At 66.2% G+C, this 23,183-nt stretch carries 24 protein-coding genes and 2 pseudogenes; 14 read left to right on the forward strand and 12 right to left on the reverse strand.

What is annotated here, in order from left to right; translation table 11 throughout:
- Positions 1-202: 202 nt before the first annotated feature.
- Positions 203-850, forward strand: a complete 648-nt coding sequence (locus tag CFE42_RS14715) for a response regulator transcription factor (RefSeq protein ID WP_004628473.1) — start codon at positions 203-205, stop codon at positions 848-850.
- A gap of 10 nt (positions 851-860) precedes the next feature.
- Here the strand turns inward: CFE42_RS14715 and CFE42_RS14720 are convergent, their stop codons facing one another.
- Complete coding sequence (locus CFE42_RS14720) at positions 861-1,601, reverse strand: aquaporin (RefSeq protein WP_004628471.1); 741 nt, start codon at positions 1,599-1,601, stop codon at positions 861-863.
- Between the two features lie 173 nt (positions 1,602-1,774).
- A complete protein-coding gene (locus CFE42_RS14725) occupies positions 1,775-3,241 on the reverse strand; it encodes an MFS transporter (protein ID WP_004628469.1) in 1,467 nt (488 codons plus the stop codon).
- Positions 3,242-3,365: 124 nt separating this feature from the next.
- On the opposite strand from CFE42_RS14725, the gene CFE42_RS14730 reads away from it, so the two are divergent.
- The gene (locus tag CFE42_RS14730; RefSeq protein ID WP_004628467.1) at positions 3,366-4,211 is read left to right on the forward strand and encodes a helix-turn-helix transcriptional regulator; all 846 of its coding nucleotides are present in this window, start codon (positions 3,366-3,368) and stop codon (positions 4,209-4,211) included.
- Positions 4,212-4,215: 4 nt separating this feature from the next.
- Here CFE42_RS14730 and CFE42_RS14735 read toward each other — a convergent pair whose 3' ends face one another.
- Complete coding sequence (locus CFE42_RS14735) at positions 4,216-4,815, reverse strand: hydrolase (protein ID WP_251471224.1); 600 nt, start codon at positions 4,813-4,815, stop codon at positions 4,216-4,218.
- Between the two features lie 23 nt (positions 4,816-4,838).
- Positions 4,839-5,273, reverse strand: coding sequence for a PaaI family thioesterase (locus CFE42_RS14740; RefSeq protein ID WP_004628463.1), 435 nt, complete (start codon positions 5,271-5,273; stop codon positions 4,839-4,841).
- Positions 5,274-5,572: 299 nt separating this feature from the next.
- Here CFE42_RS14740 and CFE42_RS14745 point away from each other — a divergent pair, with 299 nt between their 5' ends.
- Positions 5,573-6,700, forward strand: coding sequence for a porin (locus CFE42_RS14745; protein ID WP_004628462.1), 1,128 nt, complete (start codon positions 5,573-5,575; stop codon positions 6,698-6,700).
- 18 nt (positions 6,701-6,718) lie between these two features.
- Here CFE42_RS14745 and CFE42_RS14750 read toward each other — a convergent pair whose 3' ends face one another.
- Positions 6,719-7,768, reverse strand: coding sequence for an ABC transporter substrate-binding protein (locus CFE42_RS14750; protein WP_004628460.1), 1,050 nt, complete (start codon positions 7,766-7,768; stop codon positions 6,719-6,721).
- Positions 7,769-7,915: 147 nt separating this feature from the next.
- Between CFE42_RS14750 and CFE42_RS14755 the strand changes: the two genes are divergently transcribed.
- Both CFE42_RS14755 and CFE42_RS14760 read left to right on the forward strand, forming a co-directional pair.
- Positions 7,916-8,596: a response regulator gene (locus tag CFE42_RS14755; protein ID WP_004628458.1), complete on the forward strand. Its 681-nt coding sequence runs from the start codon at positions 7,916-7,918 to the stop codon at positions 8,594-8,596.
- Positions 8,574-10,025 carry a sensor histidine kinase gene (locus CFE42_RS14760; RefSeq protein ID WP_004628455.1) on the forward strand — a complete coding sequence of 484 codons (1,452 nt, stop codon included), beginning with the start codon at positions 8,574-8,576 and terminating at the stop codon, positions 10,023-10,025. Before CFE42_RS14755 ends, CFE42_RS14760 begins: the two co-directional genes overlap by 23 nt.
- Before the next feature lie 224 nt (positions 10,026-10,249).
- On the opposite strand, the gene CFE42_RS14765 is transcribed toward CFE42_RS14760, so the two are convergent.
- From CFE42_RS14765 to CFE42_RS14775, 3 genes are all read right to left on the reverse strand, one after another.
- A complete protein-coding gene (locus tag CFE42_RS14765; protein ID WP_004628451.1) occupies positions 10,250-10,789 on the reverse strand; it encodes a DUF4142 domain-containing protein in 540 nt (179 codons plus the stop codon).
- A 26-nt stretch (positions 10,790-10,815) separates the two neighbouring features.
- The gene (locus CFE42_RS14770; protein WP_004628450.1) at positions 10,816-11,193 is read right to left on the reverse strand and encodes a DUF2795 domain-containing protein; all 378 of its coding nucleotides are present in this window, start codon (positions 11,191-11,193) and stop codon (positions 10,816-10,818) included.
- Positions 11,194-11,377: 184 nt separating this feature from the next.
- Positions 11,378-11,857 carry an Rrf2 family transcriptional regulator gene (locus tag CFE42_RS14775; protein ID WP_004628449.1) on the reverse strand — a complete coding sequence of 160 codons (480 nt, stop codon included), beginning with the start codon at positions 11,855-11,857 and terminating at the stop codon, positions 11,378-11,380.
- 230 nt (positions 11,858-12,087) lie between these two features.
- On the opposite strand from CFE42_RS14775, the gene CFE42_RS14780 reads away from it, so the two are divergent.
- From CFE42_RS14780 to CFE42_RS14800, 5 genes are all read left to right on the forward strand, one after another.
- Complete coding sequence (locus tag CFE42_RS14780) at positions 12,088-13,293, forward strand: globin domain-containing protein (protein WP_004628446.1); 1,206 nt, start codon at positions 12,088-12,090, stop codon at positions 13,291-13,293.
- Positions 13,294-13,313: 20 nt separating this feature from the next.
- Positions 13,314-14,528, forward strand: coding sequence for an NnrS family protein (locus tag CFE42_RS14785; RefSeq protein WP_004628445.1), 1,215 nt, complete (start codon positions 13,314-13,316; stop codon positions 14,526-14,528).
- 73 nt (positions 14,529-14,601) lie between these two features.
- The gene (locus tag CFE42_RS14790; RefSeq protein WP_004628443.1) at positions 14,602-16,059 is read left to right on the forward strand and encodes a PLP-dependent aminotransferase family protein; all 1,458 of its coding nucleotides are present in this window, start codon (positions 14,602-14,604) and stop codon (positions 16,057-16,059) included.
- Between the two features lie 79 nt (positions 16,060-16,138).
- Positions 16,139-16,576, forward strand: a complete 438-nt coding sequence (locus CFE42_RS14795; protein WP_004628441.1) for a carboxymuconolactone decarboxylase family protein — start codon at positions 16,139-16,141, stop codon at positions 16,574-16,576.
- Positions 16,577-16,624: 48 nt separating this feature from the next.
- Positions 16,625-17,056: a hypothetical protein gene (locus CFE42_RS14800; protein ID WP_004628439.1), complete on the forward strand. Its 432-nt coding sequence runs from the start codon at positions 16,625-16,627 to the stop codon at positions 17,054-17,056.
- A 4-nt stretch (positions 17,057-17,060) separates the two neighbouring features.
- On the opposite strand, the gene CFE42_RS14805 is transcribed toward CFE42_RS14800, so the two are convergent.
- Complete coding sequence (locus CFE42_RS14805; protein ID WP_004628438.1) at positions 17,061-18,380, reverse strand: MFS transporter; 1,320 nt, start codon at positions 18,378-18,380, stop codon at positions 17,061-17,063.
- Between the two features lie 175 nt (positions 18,381-18,555).
- Entirely contained in the window at positions 18,556-19,440 is an 885-nt protein-coding gene (locus CFE42_RS14810; RefSeq protein WP_004628436.1) for a LysR family transcriptional regulator, read from the reverse strand.
- 115 nt (positions 19,441-19,555) lie between these two features.
- On the opposite strand from CFE42_RS14810, the gene argC reads away from it, so the two are divergent.
- Positions 19,556-20,488: an N-acetyl-gamma-glutamyl-phosphate reductase gene (gene argC, locus CFE42_RS14815; RefSeq protein ID WP_004628434.1), complete on the forward strand. Its 933-nt coding sequence runs from the start codon at positions 19,556-19,558 to the stop codon at positions 20,486-20,488.
- A gap of 138 nt (positions 20,489-20,626) precedes the next feature.
- Positions 20,627-21,463: a bifunctional allantoicase/(S)-ureidoglycine aminohydrolase gene (locus CFE42_RS14820; protein WP_004628432.1), complete on the forward strand. Its 837-nt coding sequence runs from the start codon at positions 20,627-20,629 to the stop codon at positions 21,461-21,463.
- An 85-nt stretch (positions 21,464-21,548) separates the two neighbouring features.
- Here CFE42_RS14820 and CFE42_RS14825 read toward each other — a convergent pair.
- A pseudogene (locus CFE42_RS14825) lies at positions 21,549-21,978 on the reverse strand (trans-aconitate methyltransferase); the annotation flags it as partial.
- Here CFE42_RS14825 and CFE42_RS14830 point away from each other — a divergent pair.
- Positions 21,979-22,395, forward strand: a pseudogene (locus tag CFE42_RS14830) (LysR substrate-binding domain-containing protein); the annotation flags it as partial.
- A gap of 55 nt (positions 22,396-22,450) precedes the next feature.
- Here the strand turns inward: CFE42_RS14830 and CFE42_RS14835 are convergent.
- Positions 22,451-22,759: a hypothetical protein gene (locus tag CFE42_RS14835; RefSeq protein ID WP_004628426.1), complete on the reverse strand. Its 309-nt coding sequence runs from the start codon at positions 22,757-22,759 to the stop codon at positions 22,451-22,453.
- Positions 22,760-22,822: 63 nt separating this feature from the next.
- On the opposite strand from CFE42_RS14835, the gene CFE42_RS14840 reads away from it, so the two are divergent.
- Positions 22,823-23,107: a hypothetical protein gene (locus CFE42_RS14840; RefSeq protein WP_296158573.1), complete on the forward strand. Its 285-nt coding sequence runs from the start codon at positions 22,823-22,825 to the stop codon at positions 23,105-23,107.
- Positions 23,108-23,183: the final 76 nt, after the last annotated feature.

The following is a 23,183-nucleotide window of genomic DNA, read 5'->3' on the forward strand; positions in this document are numbered from 1 at the left end:
ATAAAAGCAGCTTCTGCCCCGAAAGGTTACGCGGAGCCAAAGTAAGAAAAGTCTGATCCCGCAGGGCATATCCGGTGAGTAAGGTACCGGCTCCTTTCAGCGGCGCTCCTGACTTCCATGACGGCTCCGATCTCTTCCACCCTGTTGCTCGCCGCGCCGGCCATGTCCTCCACGGCGACGCGCCTGACCTGACGGCGTGCGCATGTGCCCTGTCCTCTCGATCGTGCTGGCAGACGATCATCCGGTGATTCTCATGGGGCTGGCGGCGGCCATTGGGCAGTTTCCACAGCAGCAGGTCGTCGCACAGGCACACGACGGGCGCGAGCTGATGCAGGTGCTTGCGCACATCGACTGCAACGTCATCGTTACGGACTACAACCTGGGTGGCGAACCCGCCTTCGATGGCATGCAACTGCTGGTGCGCCTGCGTCAGCAGCATCCCAGGTGCGGCATCGTCGTCTGCACGATGGTCCACAATCCGGCGCTGTTACGCGGCATGCGGCAGATTGGCGTGGCTGGGATAGTCAGCAAGAACGATGACTTTGTTCATGCCGGACACGCCGTCATGGCGGCCGCGCGCGGCGTGCGCTATGACAGCCCGCGCATTCTGGAAGAGGCGGGACTCGGTTCCAACGACCGGAATGGGTTCGAGCGGCTGAGCGCACGTGAGCGGGAAGTGCTTCGCCTGTATGCCGCGGGCACGGCCGTGTCGGACATCGCACAGATGCTCGGTTCGAGCGTGAAGACCGTCAGCACACAGAAGGCCGTAGCATTGCGCAAGCTGGGCCTGGTGCGCGAAATCGATCTCTTTCAGTACGCCCGCGCCAGCGGGCTGACAGCGCCCCGCTGAGCGCCGGTCATCAACTTGCCTGGCGATGCATCGGCACGGCTTGCGCTGGTGCGATGGTGGTGCCGGATGCCAGCGCGGGTGCTGCGTCCACACCCATCAGCCAATTGAACAACGGCGTTGCCAGCAACGTGCCCACCAGTTGCGCCAGCATGTAGCCCGGGACATCGCCGGGGCGGATGCCGGAGGGGCCGTCGGTCAGCGCGCAGGCAAGAGCCAACGCGGGGTTGGCCAGCGATGACGACGACGTGAACCAGTACCCGGCCGCGATATAGGCGGCCACCACCAGCGGCAATTGCTTTGGCGCATGACGGCCGCATGCGATGCCAACCCCGATCAGTCCGAACGTTGCCAGCGCTTCGCTCCACCACAGCGCCGGCCCTGTGGCGGCGTGAGTGCCCGCTGCCCACGCCGGCATGCCGAACATGGCATGCGCGGCTGCCACACCCAGCGCGGCGCCCACGGCCTGTGCAGCCTGATAGGCCAGCGCCTCATGCCCACGCAGACCGCCCCGCAGCAACGCGGACAGCGTGACCGCCGGGTTCAGGTGCGCCCCCGACACTGGCGCGAACACCGTCAGCAGCGCCAGCAAACCGGCGCCGCCGGCCAGCGATTGCGCCAGCAGCGTCCAGGTGGCATCGCCGCCGGAGAGCCGGCTTGCGTGGATGCCCGTGCCGATCACTACCGCAATCAGCAAGGCCGTACCAAGCCCTTCCGCGACGATGCGGCGAGCCAGGGACGGTGGAGCAGACATGGCCGAAGCCGCGGTACGAAGGTGGGAAACAGTGGCCATGCGGGAAGAAGGCGAGCAATGCCAAGCGCATCGCGCGGGAGTGTGGAATCACCGCTGCGGCCGATCAATGCACACGGGCGCGCTTGTGTCGCGCGCCCGAGTATCGAATGGTGGAAGTGGTTTGATGGTGCGGCTCAGGCCGGACTTGCCGCGCTAGCGGCCGCCAGTTGCCGCTGCTGTGCCCCGAGCCGCGCAAAGCCCACGGCCGCTGCGCCGAGCGCTGCCAGCATGGCGATGCATCCCGCCATCGTGCCGCGCGCCATGCCGTTGGCACCGCCGGCAGCGGCAAAGGTGAAATACAGCCCGCCGATACAGGCGACGCCCAGTGCGCCTGCCAACTGCTGCACGGTAATCAGCAGCCCCGCCGCTGCGCCGGCCTGCGTACGTGCAACGCCCGTCAGCACCAGGCCGATCAGCGGGACGACGACCAGGCCTTGCCCTGCCCCGTACAGCGCCACGGCAATGCCGATGCGCATCATGTTCGGCGTGGCGGGGTGCGCCCATTCCGTCCCGAATCCCGCCAGCAGCACCAACAGGCCCACCGCCATCAGGCCGAGACCCGCCAGCAGCGCGCGAACGCCATAGCGCCGCACCAGCGCATTGGCCACCCGCGACGTGATCAAGAAAGTGATGGCCAGCGGCAGGATGGCCACACCCATGCGCACGGCTGACAGCTGCCGCCCGTTCTGCAGATACAGCGTCAGCACCAGGAAGAACGCCATCATCCCGATGTAGTGCAGCGCCGACGCCGTCAGGCCCGTCATGAAGGCGCGATGCTGCAGCAAGGTGGGCGGCAGCAGCGGCGTCCCGCCGGCGCGGTCGACACGGGCCTCGAGCTGCTGGAACGTTGCCATGCCCAGCACGCCTACGACCAGCAGTGCCAGGGTCCACACCGGCCAGTGCAGCTCGCGGCCGAACAGCAGCGGCACCAGCACGGCGGCCACGCTGACGGCCATCCACGCCACGCCGGCGGTATCGAGATGCACCTTTGCGGCGTCGGCGCTCGGGTGCGGAATCCAGCGCCAGCCAAGCAGCGCGGCAGTCAAACCGACCGGCACGTTGATCAGGAAGGCCGAGCGCCAGCCCAGCCCGGCGACGTCGGCGCTGGTGAGTGCGCCGCCCACCAGCAACCCGGCCGCCCCGCCGGTGCCCATCACCAGGCCGAAAATCGACAGCGCGCGGTCGCGCTCGGCGCCGGCAAAGAGCGCCTGCACGCTCGCCAGCACCTGCGGCACCATCATCGCGGCCGACAGGCCCTGCGCGAAACGCCATGCGATCAGCGCCGCCGCGCTGCCCGCCAGCCCACAACCGGCCGAGGTGGCGGTAAAGGCGACGAGACCGAGCAGGAACACGCGTCTGCGACCGAACAGATCGCCCAGACGGCCGCCAGTGATGAGCAGAATCGCGTAGCCAAGCTGGTACACCGCCAGCACGGCCTCCAGTTGCGCGGGCGTGGCATGCAGGCTCGTACGGATGCTCGGAATCGCCACATTGGCGATGAACGCATCGACGATGAACATGAATTGCGCCGTCACCATCACACCAAAGGCAAGCCAGCGGCGGCGTTCCGATACGGAGGAAGCAGAAGAAGGGTGAGTCACGATCGGCTCCGGAAAGAGAGGTGAACGCAGCGTAGGTGCGCGAGCCGATTCGATGCAGAGCTAGGATTAACCTAGGATTAGCTTGTCCCTCCCACCTGCGCATGCCAGCGTGTGTAATACCGCCATGGACGATTTCACCGCCGACCTTGCGCCCTTGCCCGCCGCGCCCCGCAACGAGCTGGGCGAGTTCCTGCGCAGCCGCCGCAGCCATCTGCGTCCGCAGGACGTGGGGCTGCCCGAGGGCAGCGGGCGCCGCCGCACCGCCGGGCTGCGCCGGGAAGAAGTCGCGCAGCTCGCCAACATCAGCATCGATTGGTACGTGCGCATCGAGCAGGGGCGTGACGTGCGGCCCTCGGTGGCGACCATCGAGGCGATCGGGCGGGCGCTGAAGCTGTCTTCGGATGAGCGCGCGCACATGCGGGGCCTGGCGCGCGCAGAGTCGGTCTTGACGGGTGCCGCGGCTGCGGCGTCCGGGCGTTCAGCCGCCGAAGCAGTGCCCGATGTCCTGCGCCGGGCCGTTGCCGGCATGGTCTTGCCTGCCCACGTGCGCAGCTATCGCACGGAGCTGCTGTGCTGGAACGAGGCGACCTCGGAACTCTTCATGGATTTCGGCACGATGCCACCGGAAGACCGCAACTCGCTGGTCTACATGTTCCTGTACGCCAATGCGCGCGAGCGTTTTGTCGAGTGGGAAAACGAGGCGCGCCGCATGCTGGCGAAGTTTCGCGCGGTGTACGACCCGCATGCAGACGACCCGGTGCTCGTGGCGCTGGTCGACCGGCTGCGCGCCTGCAGCCGCGAGTTCGATACGTGGTGGCGTCAGCACGAAGTGCGCGCCCAGCGTGCAGAACATAAGCTGATCCGCACGCCCGGCGGCCAGGTCGTCCGCTACGACTACATCGGCCTGCCGGTAATGGAAGACCCGCGCCTGCGCATGGTGCTGTACGTGCCCGTCGAGGACGGGGCCTGAAAGCTCAGGCCGTCAAGGCCGAGAGGATGGTGCCGGTGTCGCGCACGCGGCCCAGTCGCGGGAATACGTTCTCCACCGACGACCGATGCATGGCCGCATCGTTCGAGCTCATCGCATCTTCGGCCAGCACCAGCGCGTAGCCGTGTTCCCACGCGGCGCGCGCGGTCGATTCCACCCCCACATGCGTCGAGATACCGCCCAGCACGATGGTGGTGATGCCGCGACGGCGCAGTTGCAGATCAAGTTCAGTGCCGTAGAACGCGCCCCATTGGCGCTTGGTGATCTGGATGTCGGTGGGTGCGACTTCCAGCTCGGCGGGCTGTTCCCACCATTGCGCCGGCAGACCGCCCGGCTGTGTGGGCGCGGGCCGGTCGACGGGCTGGCGCGGCGCATCGGCGTAGTCCGGCGCCCACCCCACGCGCACCAGCACCACGGGCGCAGCCAGCTCGCGAAAGCGCTTGGCGAGCCTGGCGGACGCACTCAATACCTGCTCGGCCGAGTGCGGCCCCTGGGCAAACGGCAGGATGCCGCGTTGCAGGTCGATCAGCACCAGCGCGGTGGTTTTCGCAGACAAGGCAGACAGGGTTTGCAGCGGTTCAGACATCAGGTGCTCCAGGTCAATCGGAATCACGGACGGCGGATGACACACGTTGCCGTGGCGTGCGCGAGCAATGTGCCGTCCTGCGTCTTGAGCGTGCCCTCCGACACGCCGATCGTGCGCGAGAGATGCAGCACGCGCCCAACGGCCACCAGCGGTGTATCCACCGGCACGGCCTTCACCATCTTCACGTTCAGGTCAACCGTGCCGTAGCCGACGCCGGCTTCGAGCATCGAATGCACGGCGCAGCCGGTCACGGAGTCGAGCACCGTCGCCGCAAAGCCGCCGTGCACACCGCCCAGCGGATTGAGGTGGCGCTTGTCGGCCTGGGCACCGAAGTGCACGGTGCCTGCTTCGATGACATCCATCGTCATCGGGATGGTTTCGCTGATGGACGCGCGCGGGAGATCACCGTGCGACATGGCCTGCAGCAGTTGCAGGCCGGTCATTTGGGACGGATGCATGGGCGGGGTCTGGTGGAGGTGATATGAGATGAGACGAGGTGACTCAACACTCTACCGCGAGGCCGATTGCCGGGGCTGCAATGCATTGCATTGGGCGGCGCAACAACCGCGCGTCTGCGCATGCCCCAATACGGGTAGACCCTAGCGTTGCGCGCACGCCGACGCGAAAGGCTCCAGAAAGGTGCCCCCTTCTACGCTCGCCCAGCGATTGCATCGGCGGCCTGACCCACTGCCGTTGCGCGTTTCCCGAAGCCGGCATCACGACCGGACACCATCACCCACAAAGGAAGGAGACTTCAATGTCCCGCATCAAGTTTGCCCTTGCGGCAACTGCAGCTGCCGCGGCCACGCTGGCCGCCAGCGCCGCCCATGCCCAGTCAAACGTGACGCTTTACGGCCTGATTGACACCACCATCAGCACCGTCAACAACACCAACGCCGCGGGCGCGCGCACCACCGGTTTCCAGGTGCCCTGGTTCTCGGGCAGCCGCTGGGGCCTGACCGGCAAGGAAGATCTGGGCGGCGGCACGTCGGCCATCTTCAAGCTGGAATCGGAATTCGAGACGCCGACCGGCAACATGGACACCCCGGGCGTGTTGTTCAACCGCGACGCCTGGGTGGGTCTGTCGAGCGAATCGCTGGGCAAGCTGACCTTCGGCCGCCAGAACGCGATTGCGCGTGACATCTCTGGGATCTACGGCGACCCGTACACCAGCGAGAAAGTCGGTCTGGACGAAGGCGGCTACACCAACGTCAACAACTTCAAGCAGCTGATCTTCTACGCAGGCAGCGCCACCGGTACGCGCATGAACAACGGCGTGGTGTGGAAGAAGATGTGGGGCGGCCGCTTCCTGACGGCCCTGGGCTATCAGTTTGGTGAAGTGCCGGGCCAGTTCACGCAAGGCACCACCGAATCGTTGGCGCTGGGCTACAACGGCGACAACTTCCACCTCGCAGGCTTCGCGCAGCAAGCCAAGGTCAACGGCTTCATGGACCGCTCGTACTCGGTGGGCGGCAACGTGATCTTCGGCATGTTCCGCGTGAACGCCGGCTACTTCCACTACACCGGCGAGCAACCGGCCGCACTGGGCAACCGCAAGGACGACGCCTACACCGTGTCGCTGAAGATCGCTCCGCAAGGCGCCTTCGACTACGAAATCGGCTACCAGATCATGAAGGCCGGCAACGCCGCGTTCAGCGCCGATGGCAACACGCTCAACGCTTATGCCAACGTTGCGGGTGCCACGGCAGCGGGCAGCGGCCGCAAGAACACGCTGTACGGCTCGGTGTTCTACCACGTGTCCAAGCGCACGGAGTTCTACGTCGCGGCTGACTACATGAAGCTGAAAGATCAGTACATCGTGGGCGGCACCAACGGCCACAACAGCCAGACGGAGTTCGCCGTCGGTATGCGCACGCGCTTCTAAGCGCCTGTTTGGCTTGAGCTAGCGGCGCTCGCGCACCTGATCGACAAACCTGTTGGTGTAGGTGCGCGAGAGGTCGATGTGCTTGTCGCGCGCGTTGGCATTGCTGGCGGCGAGGACGCGCAGGACGGTGGGTGGGCCGTCGTCCGGCATGCGTCCGTCGGTGCTGAAGGTGGGCAACGCGGCGGCAAGCGCTTTTGTGTACAGCTCGGGATGATCGCGCCGGAATTCAGGCGGCATGCGGGCGGCAATGTCTTCTGCACCGTGCGTGTGCATGTAATGCAGGGTGCGCACGAATGCGTGGGCCAGTTTGGCAGCGATGTCCGGATGTGCTTCCAGCCATGCGGTCTGCAGGTACAGGCACGCGGCCGGGTACGAACCGCCGAGCGCCGCTCGTGTGCTCTCGAGCGTGCGCAAGTCGAGCAGCACGCGGGCCTCGCCGCTGTGCACGAGGCGCGAGACCGTCGGGTCGGTGGTCATGCCTGCATCGATGCGGCCGTTGCGCAGCGCAGTGACGAAACTGTGTTCCGCGCCAACCGGCAGCATGGTGTAGTCGCCGGCCGAGAGCCCCTGCTGCACCATCAGGTAGCGCGTGAGAAAGCTCGTGGATGCACCCAGCCCCGTCACGCCCAGCGTGCGGCCGCGCAAGTCACGCATCGACTGGACCGTCGCCGGCAAGCGTGTCGACACGACTTCCGCTTCGCCCGGCACCTGGCTGAATACGACAATGGCGCGCACTTCCTTGCCCTTGGCCTGGAGGTCGATGGTGTGGTCATAGAAGCCGACCACGCCTTGCGCAAAGCCGGTGAGCAGTTCGCTCTCCGCATCAACGCCGGCGGGCTGCGAGAGCAGTTCCACTTCGAGCCCTTCGTCGCGGAAATAGCCCAGACGTTGCGCCAGCGTGGCCGGCAGGTAGATCATCTTGGCGGTGCCGCTGACCATGAGCGTCAGGCGCGTCGGGTCTTGTGCGAGAGCATGCGAAGTTGCCACTGCCAGAAGGGCAGCGAGCCACGGCGTGATCCAGCCCCGGACGCCGTGTGCGCGGGCGGTCGTGCAGGTAAAAACACCCATTGAGTTGTCTCCGGCTCTTTTGTAGATATCGGTATCGCGCGGTCCGGATCTGGTGAGTGATGCCTCCGGCGCGCGTAGGCAGCCGCCACCATTCTAGGAAGCGGCAACCCACAAATCGCTTTCATTTTCCAGACGCGCTGTTTTCGCATGAAGCTGCTCCTGATCGAAGACAACGCCCCGCTGGCGCACTGGCTGTCCGAAGCCCTGCGCCGCGCCCAATTCACCGTGGATCACGCCAGCGATGGCGAATCCGCCGATACCCTGTTGCTGACGCAACACTACGACGTCGTGCTGCTCGATCTGCAATTGCCTACATTGTCAGGGCAAGGTGTATTGCAACGTTTGCGCGGCCGGCGCAACCCGGTGCCGGTGCTCATCCTGACAGCCAGCGGCGGGATCGACGACAAGGTCGCCTGCCTGGGTGCCGGCGCCGATGACTACCTCGTCAAACCATTCGAGATTCGCGAGCTGATTGCGCGGATTCAGGTGCTGGTGCGGCGCAGCACGCCAGATCAGTCTGTCGAGCTGCAATGCGGCGACCTGACATACCACACCGGCAGCCGCACCTTTAATCTGGCCGGCCAGCCCCTGGTGCTGCCCGCACGCGAGCACACGGTGCTTGAAATCCTGATGCTCAAGCTGGGTCGCACGGTGTCCAAACCGGCGCTGGTGAACGGCGTTTTCGGCATGGACGATGAAGCCAGCCCCGAGGCCATCGAGATCTATATCCACCGTCTGCGTAAGAAGCTGGAGCATTCCGCCGCCACCATCGTCACGCTGCGCGGCCTTGGTTACCTGCTGCGCGATGCCTCCGCCGCGCAGTCCTGATCAAGCGCCGGCGCAGTCCGCCCCGGCGCGTGCCCGCAGCCTGCGTGCGCGGCTGGTGCTATGGCTGGCGTTGCCGCTGGTCGTCTATGTGGCGGCCGATGGCTGGCTCGACCTGGCCGCCGCACGCCACAACGCCGATCTCGTGCACTTTCATGCGCTGGACACGGCCGCCCAGATGATCAGCGGGCAGATCGAATGGGACGAAGGCCGCCTGCGCGTGTCGGTGCCGCCGGCTGCGCTGGCGGTGTTTGCCGCGCCCGAAACCCCGGTGCGCGATCAGGTGACGTACCAGGTCAGCACCGAGCACGGCCGCCTGCTGGCCGGGCGGCTCGACTTCGGCACGCGCCCCGCGTTTGACGCCGCCGGCCTGGCCGATGCCGGCACCTACACCGATACCGTGGAGGGCCAGCCGGTGCACGTGGCCGCCGTGGTGCGCACCATGTACGACGCCGGGCGCACCGAACGCGTCGTCACGCGCGTCGCGCAAACCATGAACGGGCGCGACGCGATGATCCGCCAGCTGTGGTGGCCCGCCACCGTGCGCCAGCTCGCGCTCGTGGGGCTGGCGCTGGCGATGATCCTCATCGGCCTGACCCTGGAGTTGCGGCCGATCTTGCGGCTGGCCGGTAATGTGTCGGCACGGGCGCCCACCGACCTCGCGCCGCTCGACCCCGACGGCCTGCAGCACGAGCTGCAGCCGATTGCCGGCGCGTTCAACCAGTACCTGCAGCGCATTGCCGACAACGCGATCACGCAGAAGCGCTTCATTGCCGATGCTGCGCACCAGATGCGAACGCCGCTGGCAATTCTCGATACGCAGATGCAGGTGGCGGCGCAAACGAACGCCGATGCCGCGCTGCATGAAGTCCTGAAGGCCGCGCGAACCAGCACACGCAACCTGGCGGACCTCATCAACGACTTGTTGCTGCTGTCTCAGGCCGAAGCATCGGCCGCGACGAGCGAGGCCGTCGACCTCTCGCATGTGGCGCGCACCGTGCTGGAAGACCTGGCGCTGCTGGCCGATGGCCGCCGGATCGATCTGGGGATCGAACCTGCCGAGCAGCCCGTATGGACGTCGGGCAACCGCGCGCTGATTGCCGCCCTGTTGTTCAACCTGGTCGACAACGCTGTGCGTTACACGCAGGAAGGCGGCCACGTGACGGTGCAGGTGTCGGCGGACTACGGTTGGGCGATGCTGACCGTGACCGACAACGGCCCCGGCATTCCCCCCGAGGCGTACACGCGCGTGTTCGAGCGCTTCACGCGTCTGGACGGCACGCAGACCCAGGGCACTGGCCTGGGCCTGGCGATCGTGCGGCAGATCGTCGATCGCATGGGCGGCCAGATTGCGCTGGCGCCCGGGCCCGGTGGAACCGGGCTGGCGGTGACGGTCTGGCTGCGGCGGACGAACGCGCCCGCTGCAGGGTAAATCACCGCCCCTGCCTTACGGCTTCCGCACTTACTGCACCGACACAAACACCGGGTTCGAGTAGAACCACAGATCGTTGTAGTTGCGACCGTTGATGGCCTTGAAGCGCGCGGCGTTTTCCGTCACCACGGTCTTCTGGTCGGGCATCGGTCTCGAACCCATCAGCCAGGAAGGTGTCGGCCATTCATGGTCACCTCGATCAATGATGGGTTCAACCCGCGGAATCATTTCGCTGCGGTTTTCAACTGCTCCGCCATCTGCAGATGCTCACGCAGGGCCGGCAGGTTGTGCGCGAAAAATGCCTTGATGTCGGGGTCCTTCGCGCCCTTCGAGGCCTTGTCGAACAACGAGACGGCTTCCTTGTGGGCCTTCACGCCCACCTCGTCGGCGTAGGCCTTGTCGAATTTGGCGCCCTCCAGTGCATTGAGCTTGTCCACCTTCGCACGCTCGCCGGCGGGCAGGCTCTCTGGCACTGCGATGCCCTTCTTGCCGGCCAGCGTCTTGAGTTCGTCGCCAACGGTGGTGTGGTCCTTCACCATCCGTTGTGCAAAGGCGCGTACGTCGGGATTGCCTGCGCGTGTAATCGCCGCCTGGCTCGCCTGAACCTCTAGCATCCCGGCGGCCGCAGCCTTGGTGACGAAGGTGGTGTCGGACTTGTCCACCGCCGCCCGCGCCACGCTCAGCCCACCGCCAAAGCCAAGTGCAGCTGCCAGAAACAACGCGGCAACGCGCTGCACTCCAATATGCTGTGTCGATCTGTTCATGAGTCGTCCTCCTGCTCGCATGCGCATCACTTTTCGTTGCTGACGGCCTTCGAAACAGCGGCCGGCGTGTCGTATTCGTCGTCGGGCATGTCGCGCAGCGTCTTCAGTGTGCTGTCAACTGCGCCGTTGGCCTGCGCGGTCTTCACCAGCGCCTGCTTCTTCGCCGGGTAGGACGCGCCCTTCAGGGCCTTTTGAATGCCGATCGGCGAGTGCGCTGCGTGTTCATCCCCGCCGCCGTGGCCGCCGCGCTCATGCGACTTGGCACCGGCGCGTTCGGAGGATTTGCCGGCGCTGCCGTGGCTGGCGTGCCCGCCGCGCTCCTTGGCCGATGCGCTGCTGCGATTGCTCTGCGACGTCGATTTCGAGTGCGACGCGTACTTGCTCTTGTCGCGCGTGGGTTTCATGACACCTCCGCTGGTCGGGTTGATCGGGCCGTCACCGGAAATGGCGCGGCCAACGACCGTCTCGCAGCAGTGAACATGCCTGCGGTGCGGCGGGGTGGAAAGAGCTGGGGGGGCGGGCGACAGCTTAGTTACGTAGGCCCGACATCGTGCTTCAGTGCTGTGCTACGGCAACTCCGACGAGCGCCTACGCTGCAACGCCTTTGCGCCGGGCCGCACGCGGCATCGGCAGCGGTGCCTCGCCCAATGCGCGGCTGACCGCATTCGGTTTGTCGACCAGATCCTGCAGCGTATAGCCGTCGAGCACCTCAAAGTACGCCCGCAACGCCGCGTGCAGCACGCCACGCAGGCCGCACACGCGCGTGATGACGCAGTGGTTGTCGTCGCCGTGGAAGCACTCGACCATGCGGAAGTCGGGCTCGGTGGCGCGGACCACGTCGCCGAGGTTGATTTCGGCGGCCGGGCGGCCGAGCGTGATGCCCCCCGCGCGCCCCCGCACGGTATGCAGGAAGCCGTCCTGCCCAAGCTGCTGGACGATCTTGATGAGGTGGTTCTTGGGAATGTCGAAGGCATCTGCAATGCGCTGGATCGTGACGAGCTCGTCCGGGTGCACGGCCACGTAGATCAGCGTGCGCAGGGCGTAGTCGGTGTAGTCGGTCAGTCGCATGGCGGGGGTGCGGCGTTGCCGCAGGTAGAAACATTCATGAGAGGCACATCTTATCGGGAAGTTGCGCACAAGATGCGCCGGTTTGCCGCAGGTCAATTTGTTGCATCACAAATATACGTTTAATAGAATTCAGTGCAAGCGGTTGCCTGAGCACCAGGCCATCCAGAAAAAAGCGTGACGGCGCCCCCCGTCTTATTTGTTGCATATTTCACGCATATTTGGAGTCCAGCATGCTGTCCGACAAGTCCAAGCCCTACATCGATGCCAGCGTTCCGGTGCTGCGCGAGCATGGCTTGACCATCACCCAGACCTTCTATCGCAACATGTTCGCCAGCCACCCCGAGCTGACCAACGTGTTCAACATGGGCAACCAGGCCAATGGGTCGCAGCAGCAGTCGCTGGCTTCGGCGGTGTTTGCGTACGCCGCCAACCATGGCAACAACGCGGCGCTGGCGCCCGTGGTCAACCGCATCGTGCACAAGCATGCCGCTGTGGGCATCAAGCCGAGCCACTACCCGATTGTCGCGCGCCACCTGCTGGGCGCAATTGCCGAAGTGCTGGGCGACGCCGCCACACCAGACCTGCTCGCCGCCTGGGACGAGGCCTACTGGCTGCTCGCCGCCGAGCTGATCGCGGCTGAAGCGCGCCTGTATCAGCACACCGGCAGCGGGCCCGACCATCGTCAGCCGGTGCGCATTGTCAGCCGCCGCCAACAGGCCGAAGATGTGGTGTCGCTCACGCTCGAAGCGGTGGGGGATGCGCCGTTGGCCGATTTCCTGCCGGGTCAATACATCTCGGTGCAGGTGGAGCTGGCGCCGGGCGCACTGCAGCAGCGTCAGTACAGCCTGTCGGATGCGCCGAATGGCCGCACGTGGCGCATCTCCGTCAAGCGTGATGCGGGTGACGCCGATCGCCCTGCGGGCACCGTGTCGAGCTGGCTGCACGCCAATGCGCGCGAAGGCGACGTCCTGCTGGTCAGCCAACCCTACGGCGACTTCGTGCCGCAACTGGCGACCAGCAACCCGATCGTGCTGATGTCGGCCGGTGTTGGCATCACGCCCATGATCTCGGCGCTCAACACGCTCGCGCAGCAGAACAGCGCGCGCAAGATCGTATTCAGCCACGCCAGTCGCGCGGCCTCGCATGTTGCCCACGCGGACGATCTGGAGCGTGCCGCACAAGCGCTGCCTGCATTCGAGGCGCACGTATTCCTGGAGTCCGGCGAAGACGCGGAATTCGCGCAGCGCCCGGCCCACCCCGGCCGCATGACGGTCGACACGTTCGTGCGCGACCACGGGACGGAAGCGGACTTCTATCTCTGCGGCCCGCTGCCGTTCATGCAGGCACAGCGTGCGGCGTTGCTCGCCAGCGGCGTGCCGTCGGAGCGCATCCACCGCGAAGTGTTCGGCCCCGATCTGCTGGACGACACCCTCTGACCTGAACCACGGAAATCACCATGCCCCGCCAAGCCCCGTTGCTCACCATCGGCCAGCCCGACCCGGCAAGCCGTTTGCCTTACACGGGGCGGGCCGTCTTCGCGCTCGGCTTCCGGCCGTTCTACCTGTTGGCAGCCGCCTTTGCCGCGCTGGGGATGGCGTTGTGGGCAGCGTTGCTGCTGGGGGTGCTGCCGTCGGCGCAGGGCCCCGCCACCATGGCGCCGCTGTTCTGGCATGCGCACGAGATGGTGTTCGGCTTTGCGGCGGCAGTGGTGGTGGGTTTCCTCTTCACGGCGGGCAAAAACTGGACGGGCCTGCAGACGCCACAAGGCGCGCAACTCGCTGGGCTGGCGGCGCTGTGGCTGGCGGCGCGTGTGCTGATGTGGACGGGCCCCGTGCCGCTTGCGGTGGCGGCGGATGTGGCGTTCCTGCCGGCATGCGGCGTGGCGTTCCTGCGCGTTCTGCGGCGCGCAAAAAGCGCACGCAACTACGGCCTGGCGATCGCGCTGCTTGTGCTCGGTGCCATCAACGCGGCGTTCCATGCGGCGCTGGCTTGGGACGCGCCGCTGGCTGCATTGCGCTGCCTCGACGCGGCCGCTGGGCTGGTGTGCCTGTTTGTCACGGTCATTGGCGGGCGCGTCATCCCGATGTTCACTTCAAACGCGGTCCCTGGCGTGCACGTGCGCCGCGTAGTGTGGGCCGAGCGCGCTATCGTGCCGGCGACGGCGCTCGCCGTTGCCATGTTGGCGACGCCGCTTCAAGGCATCGTTCCGGCCATCGTGTTTGCGGCGGCAGCAGTCGTGCAGGCCGTCCGCTGGGCCGGCTGGGACACGCGCCGCACGCTGCGAACGCCCATCGTCTCCATCCTGCATGTGGCGTATGCCTTCCTGCCCATCGGCTTTGCCATGTTGGCTGCCGCAGCGCTCGGTTGGGGCGACCGTTCCACCGCGCTGCATGCGCTCACGGCAGGAGCCATCGGCGGCGCCATCATCGCAATGATCACGCGCACCGCGCTGGGCCACACCGGCCGGATGCTGCGCACGGGCCGGGCAGAGCATTTCGCCTACGCTGCCGTCGCGCTGGCTGCACTCGTGCGCGTCGCAGGCCCGGCGTTGCTGCCGCGCGAGGTGTGGATCGGCGGGGCGAGCCTGCTGTGGGTGGCGGCGTTCGCGACGTACCTGTGGCGCTACACGCCGTGGCTGATGGCGCCGCGCGCTGACGGCCGGGAAGGCTGAGCTTCACCCCTGCCCTTTCCGCCTCCGGCGGCTTCCGTAGAATGGCGCAGCCCCTTCGCACACTGCGCCCACGATGGATGTTCATTTGACGATCCACGGCCGGCACGACCTTGCCGGCCAACTCTATCGACAACTCCGCACCGCCATCCTCGATGGTCGGCTCGTGCCGGGCGAGCGTCTGCCCTCCACGCGCGACCTCGCGCTGCAGATCGGTGTGTCGCGCAAGACCACGCTCGACGTATTCGAGCGCCTCATTGCGGAAGGCTATCTACAGCCGCGCGCCGGCTCCGGCACGTTTGTGGCCGAAGCCACCGAAGGATTGCGCGCTCGCACGCCGGCCGCCTCGCCTGCGGCGCAACTTGCGTCGCCCACGCCAGCCGTACGCACCTTCGACACGCCCTGGAACAACATGCCCGCGGTGCTGCCCCTGCCGCGCGCGAATCTCGTCTACGACTTTGTGGGTGGCGTGACGGAGAAGCGCCAGTTTCCGTTCGACGTGTGGCGCCGTTGTGTTGCGCATGCGCTGCGCCAGCAGGCACGCGGGCGTGGCGGCTATCAGGACCCTGCGGGCGACCAGGCGCTGCGCCTGGCCATCTCGCGGTATCTCGCATTCAGCCGCGCGGTGGTGTGCGCTTGGGCCGATATTGTCGTCACGCAGGGCGCGCAGCAGGCCATCGACCTGATCGCTCGCGTGCTCGTGCGCCCCGGGGATACGGTGGCGATTGAAGACCCGGGTTACCCACCCGCGCGCATTGCGCTGCAGGCGCGGGGTGCCAAGGTCGTGCCGGTGCCGGTCGATGCGGAAGGCCTGGTCGTCGATGCGCTGCCCAAGCGCGCCAAGCTCGTCTACGTAACGCCGTCGCACCAGTTTCCGCTGGGCATGCCGATGAGCCTGGCGCGCCGCGCGCAACTGCTCGACTGGGCGCAGCGCCATGACGCGCTGATCATCGAAGACGATTACGACAGCGAATTCCGCTTCGACGGCCGTCCGATGGAATCACTCAAAAGCCTGGACGCTGCCGGTTGCGTGGCGTACGTGGGTACGTTTTCGAAGACGATCTTTCCGGAGCTGCGCATCGGCTACGTGGTGCCGCCGGCTTCGCTGGTGGCGCCGTTGCGGCACGCCAAGCAGGTGGCCGATTGGCACAGTGAATCGCTCATGCAGGCGGCGCTCGCCAAATTCATGCTCGACGGCGACTTCGGCAAGTACCTGCGGCGCATGCACAAGGAATACGCCGTGCGCCGCAATGCGCTGCTGCGGCATCTGCGTGGTCCGCTGGCACCGTGGCTGACGCCCGTGCCGTCGGCGGCGGGCATTCACATGGCGGCGCAGTTGCAGACGCCCTTGCCCGAAGCCGAACTCGTCAAGCTGGCGGAAAGCGTGGGCGTCGGGTTGTACGGCACAGCCAGGATGTATGTGGCGCGCCTGCCGCAGCCCGGGCTGCTGATCGGCTACGGCCACGTGAACGTTGCGGAGATCGACGCGGGCCTCGGCAAGCTGGCGGAGGTGCTGGCCAAGGTGGCTACCTGATATTCGCGAGGATTGGCGATTCCAAGGTGCCACTGGGGTGCCTACACTGGCTTCAGTTCTCAAGCACAGGAGCCATCTCATGGAACCCCGCCTCGACTTCTATCAAAGCAATCCCGCCGCCATCCAGGCAGTTATGGGCCTGGAAAAAGCGCTGGCCAAAAGCACGCTGGAAAAACCGCTGACTGAACTCGTGCGCCTGCGCGCCTCGCAAATCAACGGCTGCGCCTATTGCGTCGACTTGCATACCGCCGATGCGCGCAAGGGCGGTGAAGACGACCGCCGCCTGGCAACGGTGTTGGTCTGGCATGAAACGCCCTTCTTTACCGACCGCGAACGCGCCGCGCTGGCGTGGACGGAGGCGGTCACCCTCGTCGCACAAACGCGCGTGCCCGACGACGTCTGGCAGGCCGTGCGCGTGCAGTTCTCTGATGCCGAGCTGGTCGACCTGACGCTGCTGGTCAGCACCATCAACACCTGGAACCGCCTGGCCATCAGCTTTCGCAAGCTGCCCGCCTGAGCGCCGCATATACTGCCTCCCACGGCGCGCGCCGCACACGGAGGCCACATGCTGCACAACGTCCGCACCCTGAGCATCAACGTCGAGCGTCACTTCGATGACGTGGCCATGTTCCTGGCCGAGCCGCTGAACTTTCCGATCTGGGCGACCGGGCTGTCGGAAGGGCTCGCCCCCGCTACGCAGGGCTCGGGCGCGGCCCCCGATGAATGGATTGCCAAGGCCGCGCCCAGCAGCGACGAAGGCAGCGTGTTCATCCGCTTCAGCCCGCCCAACACCTTTGGCATTGCCGATCACTGGGTCCGCCTGCCGGACGGATCGATCATCTACGTGCCGCTGCGCGTGGTGCGCAACGGCGCGGGCACCACTGTCTCGCTCACGCTGTTTCAGCAACCGAACATGGATGACGCGCAGTTCGACGCCGATGCCGAATGGGTGCAGCGGGATCTCGTGAAGCTGAAGACGGTGCTGGAATCCGAATAACCGCTCAGGCCTTTTCCGCGCGCGGTGCTTGCGGCACCGTTTGCGGACCGGACGCGCCGGCGGGTGCAGCGGATGCCGGTGCTGCAGGTGATGCAGCCAGCGACGGGTCGCCCTGCGCATCCGATCCCTTCACCTGGCTCACCCAGAACACGCAGAACAACCCCGCCGCCACGGCCAGCCAGCCGTTGAGGCCATAGCCCTCGATGCGGCCGCTGGCGCCACCGGACAGCAGCAGCCCGCCAAGCCACGCCCCCACGCCAGTGCCCACCGACATCACCGCGCTGTTGGCCGAGAGGAACGCGCCGCGCACCTGCGGGGCCGGCACCGTGGTCATCAGCGCCTGCATCGGCACCATGCGGCTGGAGAGGATCACCATGAAGAACGGGAAGAACAGCAGCATGCCGATGAACGGCCAGTCAGGCAGATGCGTCATGAGCAGCACCGGGATGAACGCCAGCAGGGCCGCGCCCACGAACACGCGGCGACGGCCGTAGCGGTCCGCCAGCTTGCCGACGGCGCGCGAGCTGAAGAACGATGCCGCGCCGCCCGCCACATACAGCCACGACAGGTTTTCAGGCGCCACGCCGTGGTTGGCCACCAGCACCGGCGAGATGAACGGAATCACCAGCATGTGCGAGCCCATCATCACGAAAGTCAGCACGAAGGCACGCAGATGGCGCGGGTTGGTGAGCAACCGCCACAGGCCCGAGAGCACTTCGCCCAGCGTCTGGCTGCGATTGCCTGCCAGATGTTCGGCCAGCGGCGGAATGGTCCGCCGCGCGCCCAGCCAGATCAGCACCGTGAGCGCCGTCAGCAGGAAGAACGGCGCCGACCAGCCGAAATGCGCGCCAATGGCAATGCCCACAGGCACGCCTGCCATGGCCGCCAGCGCAAACGACGACATCACTACGCCGGTAGCCGCGCCGCGCCGCGCGGGCGGAATCACGTCCGACAGCACGGCCATGATGATCGACCCGAGCACACCGCCCGTGACGCCCGCAAACGCGCGGGCGAGCAGCAGCATGCTGTAACTGCCTGACAGCGCGCAGGCCAGGTTGGCCAGCGTGAAGAGGCCGTAGACGGTCAGCAGCAGCCGGCGCCGGTCGAAGCGGTCGACATAGGTGGCGGCCAGCAGGCCGGAGGCACCCGAGCACAGCGAATACACCGACACGGCCGTGGCGAACGCCGCCGGACCGATGCCAAACGTGTGCATGATCTGGGGACCAAGCGGCATCATCACCATGAAATCCATGATGACGGTGAACTGCGTGAGCGCGAGTAGCCAGAGCAACCGGCGCTCGCGCGAGGAATCAAGTAGAGGCATGAGGGCGAACGAAGAAAGAGAGGAGGCGGCGCACGCGGCTGCCAGCAGAAGGCAGTAGGCCGGCGCGCCGTGTTATGTCGAAAAACATATCTTACGATAGTTGTCGCGACATAAGAAGTCAAACTTTATTCAGCGGGATTCTGCGCCTCGTCACGTGGCCAAGGCGCGCGATGCGCTATTTCGCGCGCAGCATCCAAAGCACGTCCAGCACGTGCTGCGTCGATCGCTCGACGTGGCCGGCCCGGTGCGCGATGCCAAGTTCACGCCACAACGCCGGCCGCAGCGGCCGCATGGTGATGCGCACATCCGACGGTACGGCGGACGCCTCGTGCGGGAGCAGCGTGGCGCCATAACCGGCGGCAACGAGGCTTTTGATAGCGTCGTTGTAGTTGAGCTGGATGCGCGGCACGGGGTGATAACCGTCCGTGGCGAACCACTCGGTCGTCTGGCGCGAGAGACGTGTGGTGGCGTCGTTCAGGATCAGCGGCTGCGCGGCAAGCCACGCGGGCGTGATGCGTGCCGGACTCGTCCAGTGCGAAGGCAGGAACGCCATCACGGGATCGCGCCGCCACGGCTTGATCGCCAGCCCCGCCACCTGCGATTGCGGCAGCGCCACAAGGCCAATGTCGAGCGCGCCATCGGCCAGACCCGCCAGCGTTTCCTGCGAAGTGAGCACTGCCACCTGCACGTCGATGCCAGGGTGGTCTTGCCGGAGCACCTCCAGCGCCTGCGGCAGCAGATGCGCGATGGCGCCGGTGGATGCGCCCAGCCGTACGCGCCCGCTCAGTCCCTGCACCTGGCGTTGGATGTCGTCCAGCGCCTGCTCGGCATCGGCGAGCAGCTTGCGCGCGCGCTCCACCATCACCTCGCCAATGGCGGTGGGCTGCACCTGCCCGCGCTTGCGTGACAGAAGTTGCGCGCCCACGCGATCTTCCAGCTCGGCGATATGCAGGCTCACGGTGGGCGCTGCCAGATGCAGGGCCTGCGCCGCGTCGGCAAACGATCCGCGGCCTGCGACTTCGACGAGGGTGCGCAGGCGGTCCAGGCTGATCTCTCGCATGATTCAGAAAAGCTGAATGTGAGGGTTGGGAAATTCAACTTTTCATATTCTAGGTCGCGCTCGAAGATGGGGGCTCGCATTCATCACCAACTTCTTTCCCTGGGAGCGCCCCGCCATGTCCACGCCCCTCGTCTTCATCGACGGCGACCAAGGCACCACCGGCCTGCAGATTCACGAGCGGCTGCGCGGCCGTGTCGAGCGGCAGGCCCTGAAACTGCTGACGCTTCCCGCCGACGCCCGCAAAGACGGGCAACGCCGTGCCGAGGCGATCAACGCCTGCGATATTGCCATCCTGTGCTTGCCCGATGCGGCCGCGCGCGAGGCAGTCGCGGCCGTCGTCAACCCGGGCGTGCGCGTGATCGACGCCAGCTCCGCGCATCGCACCACGCCGGGCTGGGTGTACGGCTTTCCGGAGATGAGCGAGGGGCAGGCCGATCGCGTTGCGGCAGCGTCGCGCGTGACCAACCCGGGCTGCTACCCGACCGGCGCGATCGGGCTGCTGCGTCCGCTCGTGCAGGCGGGCCTCGTGCCGGCGGATTACCCGATCAGCATTCATGCCGTATCCGGCTATTCGGGCGGTGGCCGTGGCGCAGTGGAAACCTACGAGGGGCAGGAGGCAGCAAACGCGCTGCCGTTCCAGGTGTACGGGCTGGGTTTGGCGCACAAGCACACGCCGGAGATCCAACTGCACGCCGGGCTCAGGCAGCGGCCGATGTTCGTCCCGGCCTACGGCGCGTATCGCCAGGGCATTGTGCTGACGGTGCCGCTGGAACTGCGTCTGCTCAACGCCGGCGTTGACGCGACCGCGCTGCACGCATGTCTGGCTGACCACTACGCCAGCGCGCAGCATGTGGAGGTGATGCCGCTGCAGGCGCCGTCCGCCGTGCCGCATCTCGACCCGCAGGCGCTCAACGGCACAAACGATATGCGGCTGGGCGTGTTCGCCAACGACCACGGCCAGGTCTTGCTCACGGCGGTGTTCGACAACCTCGGCAAGGGCGCATCCGGCGCAGCGGTTCAGAACCTTGATCTGATGCTGGCGCGGTAGTGGCAAATCGAATGGAAGTCATCGCAACATTTAATTGGTCGATTGTGGGCGACTTCGCTATCGTCAACGCCGCCCGCGTACGAACCGCCTGTTGCTGTTTGCGCTCGGGGCCGGACCAACCCATTGCCTGAATGCAACATGTCTAAGACCACGTATTACGCGCCGCATGGCGGCCATCCGCCGCAGACGGATCTGCTGACCGATCGCGCGATGTTCACCGAGGCATATGCGGTGATCCCCAAGGGGGTGATGCGCGACATCGTCACAAGCTGGCTGCCGTTCTGGACCCAGACGCGCCTGTGGGTGATCGCCCGCCCGCTCTCGGGCTTTGCCGAGACCTTCTCGCAGTACATCGTTGAAGTGAACCCGGGCGGCGGCAGCGACAAGCCCGAGCAAGACAAGAACGCCGAAGCCGTGCTGTTCGTCGTGGAAGGCGAAGCGGAGCTGACGCTGCAGGGCAAGAAGTACACGCTCACGCCGGGCGGCTACGCCTTCATTCCGCCGGGCGTTGACTGGACGCTACATAACGTCAGCGATGCTGCGGTGCGCTTCCACTGGATCCGCAAGCACTACCAGGTCGTCGAGGGCATTCCCCTGCCGGAAGCCTTCGTGACCAACGAACAGGACGTCGAGCCGATCCCGATGCCGGGCACCAACGGCGCATGGGTGACGACACGCTTTGTCGACATGAGCGATATGCGCCACGACATGCACGTCAACATCGTCACGTTCGAGCCGGGCGGCGTGATCCCGTTTGCCGAAACCCACGTGATGGAACACGGCCTGTATGTGCTCGAAGGCAAGGCAGTCTATCGCCTCAATCAGGACTGGGTCGAAGTGGAAGCCGGCGACTTCATGTGGCTGCGCGCGTTCTGCCCGCAGGCCTGCTATTCGGGTGGCCCTGGCCGCTTCCGTTACCTGCTGTACAAGGATGTGAACCGTCACATGAACCTGACGTTGAACCCGTCGCGTTAAGCGTCGCATGTGTCAGATAAAAAGCCCGCCGGTGGTTTGCCGTCGGGCTTTTTCATGGCTGTCGCTTTTGATTCTGAGATTGGGCCTACTTGCGCGTCGCCACGATGAACAGGCGCGGAAACGGCAGCAGCACCGTGCCTTCGTCGAGTGCGGGATAGGCCCGGGCAATCATGTCGCGATAGCGCGTCAGGAATACGGGGCGCTCGTCCTCGCTCAGCGCTGCGAGGAATGGCCGCAGCGCGCTGCCCTTGAACCATTCGACCACCGCATCGACGCCGCCTTGCAGCGGATGCATGTACGTGGTGCGCCACACGTCCACGCGCGCGCAGCGGCGCGAGCAGCGCGTAATAGCGGCGCGCATCGAAGCGCTCCGTGCGCTCTACACCCTTGAGCTTGCCGGCCCACGGCCCCTCAGCGGCCACTTCGCGCATCAGGCGGTGCGCCGGTTCGTCAAGGTTGTCCGGCATCTGCACAGCCAGGTGGCCACCCGCCGCCAGCTTGCCGATCAGCTTCGGCCGCTGACGAACGATCCGTATGTCCTCGTCTGCCGCGACGATCATTCGCTGGCCAAGCGGCGCCGCATCCGGTGACAAGCCTTGCAGCCCCACCCGCTCATCTTTGCCGGCGAGGTCAGCGGCAACCGCAGCCTGCTCGATGGCGCGCTCAAGGCGAGCGGCGTGATGCTGCATTCGTTCTACGAAGTGCAGCGCAGCTCAACGGCGCTCGGGTTGGTGGCGGAAGGGTTGGGCGCGGCGGTGGTGCCGCGGCTCGCGCTTCAGAAGAGCGCGTACCCGATGATCCGCACAGTCGAACTGGTCGAGCCGGAAGTGTCGCGCACGCTGGTGCTCGTCACGCGCAAGGCGGCGCAGCTGTCGCCTGCGGCGCGTGCCCTATACGACCGCATCGCCGAGGGGGCAACGCCGGCGGTCTGATGCTGGCGCAGAGGGGGCGTGTCGTCCAGCGCCCCGCTCATGCAACCGCGGCCATTCACGCACGCGAGCCGTCGTTGCCGCCGGGGTAGCTCGTATCGCCGCGCCATGCCAGCACATCGTGTGCGCTGGCTTGCCGATCCGCGCCTTGCGCATACGGATCGAAGCGATCGTACTTCCACGACAGATAGCCATAGGTGTCGGCCTGGCGATCCGCACCTTGCGTGAACGGGTCCGTCTTGTCGACGGCGCCTTGCGTATACGGATCGAACTTGGCCTGCGCGGCGGCAGCCGGTTGCGCGATGAACAGTGCGGCAGAAGCGGAAAGCGTGGCGAGCAAGGCCAGAGTAATGCGGCGGGTATGCATGGTGAACTCCTCGTACAGTGAACGTGCCGCCGGAGGCGGCATCCATTGGATCGCTGGCGGAGCGTGGCCGCTCGGATCCCACAGGTTGGTCGCGGTGCACATGCAAACCTGACACTGCATCGACGAAAAAAATTGCCGCACCAGCCTGTACCTGCAGATACGCAGGCCACGCGGCAATGGATGCAGCCTTGCGAAAAACGCGTGGACGTTGGTGCGGTCAACGGGCTGATGGCGGCGGTCATCGAGGGCCACCTGAGCGATCACGTGATAAAGGAACCTGCCGAGGCGCAGCGCCAGGAAGATCCCGATGCAGTGATGCAGGTGATCAAGTCGTATCTGCAGTCGTGAGCGCCGGGCCTCTTGCGCCGTGCGGCCGATCCCGCTAGGCTGCCGCAACGCCATCGGCCGTGCCGCTTCACCGATT

It is taken from the genome of Ralstonia sp. PBBBR1 (assembly GCF_002256165.1).
GTDB classification, from domain to species: domain Bacteria; phylum Pseudomonadota; class Gammaproteobacteria; order Burkholderiales; family Burkholderiaceae; genus Ralstonia; species Ralstonia thomasii.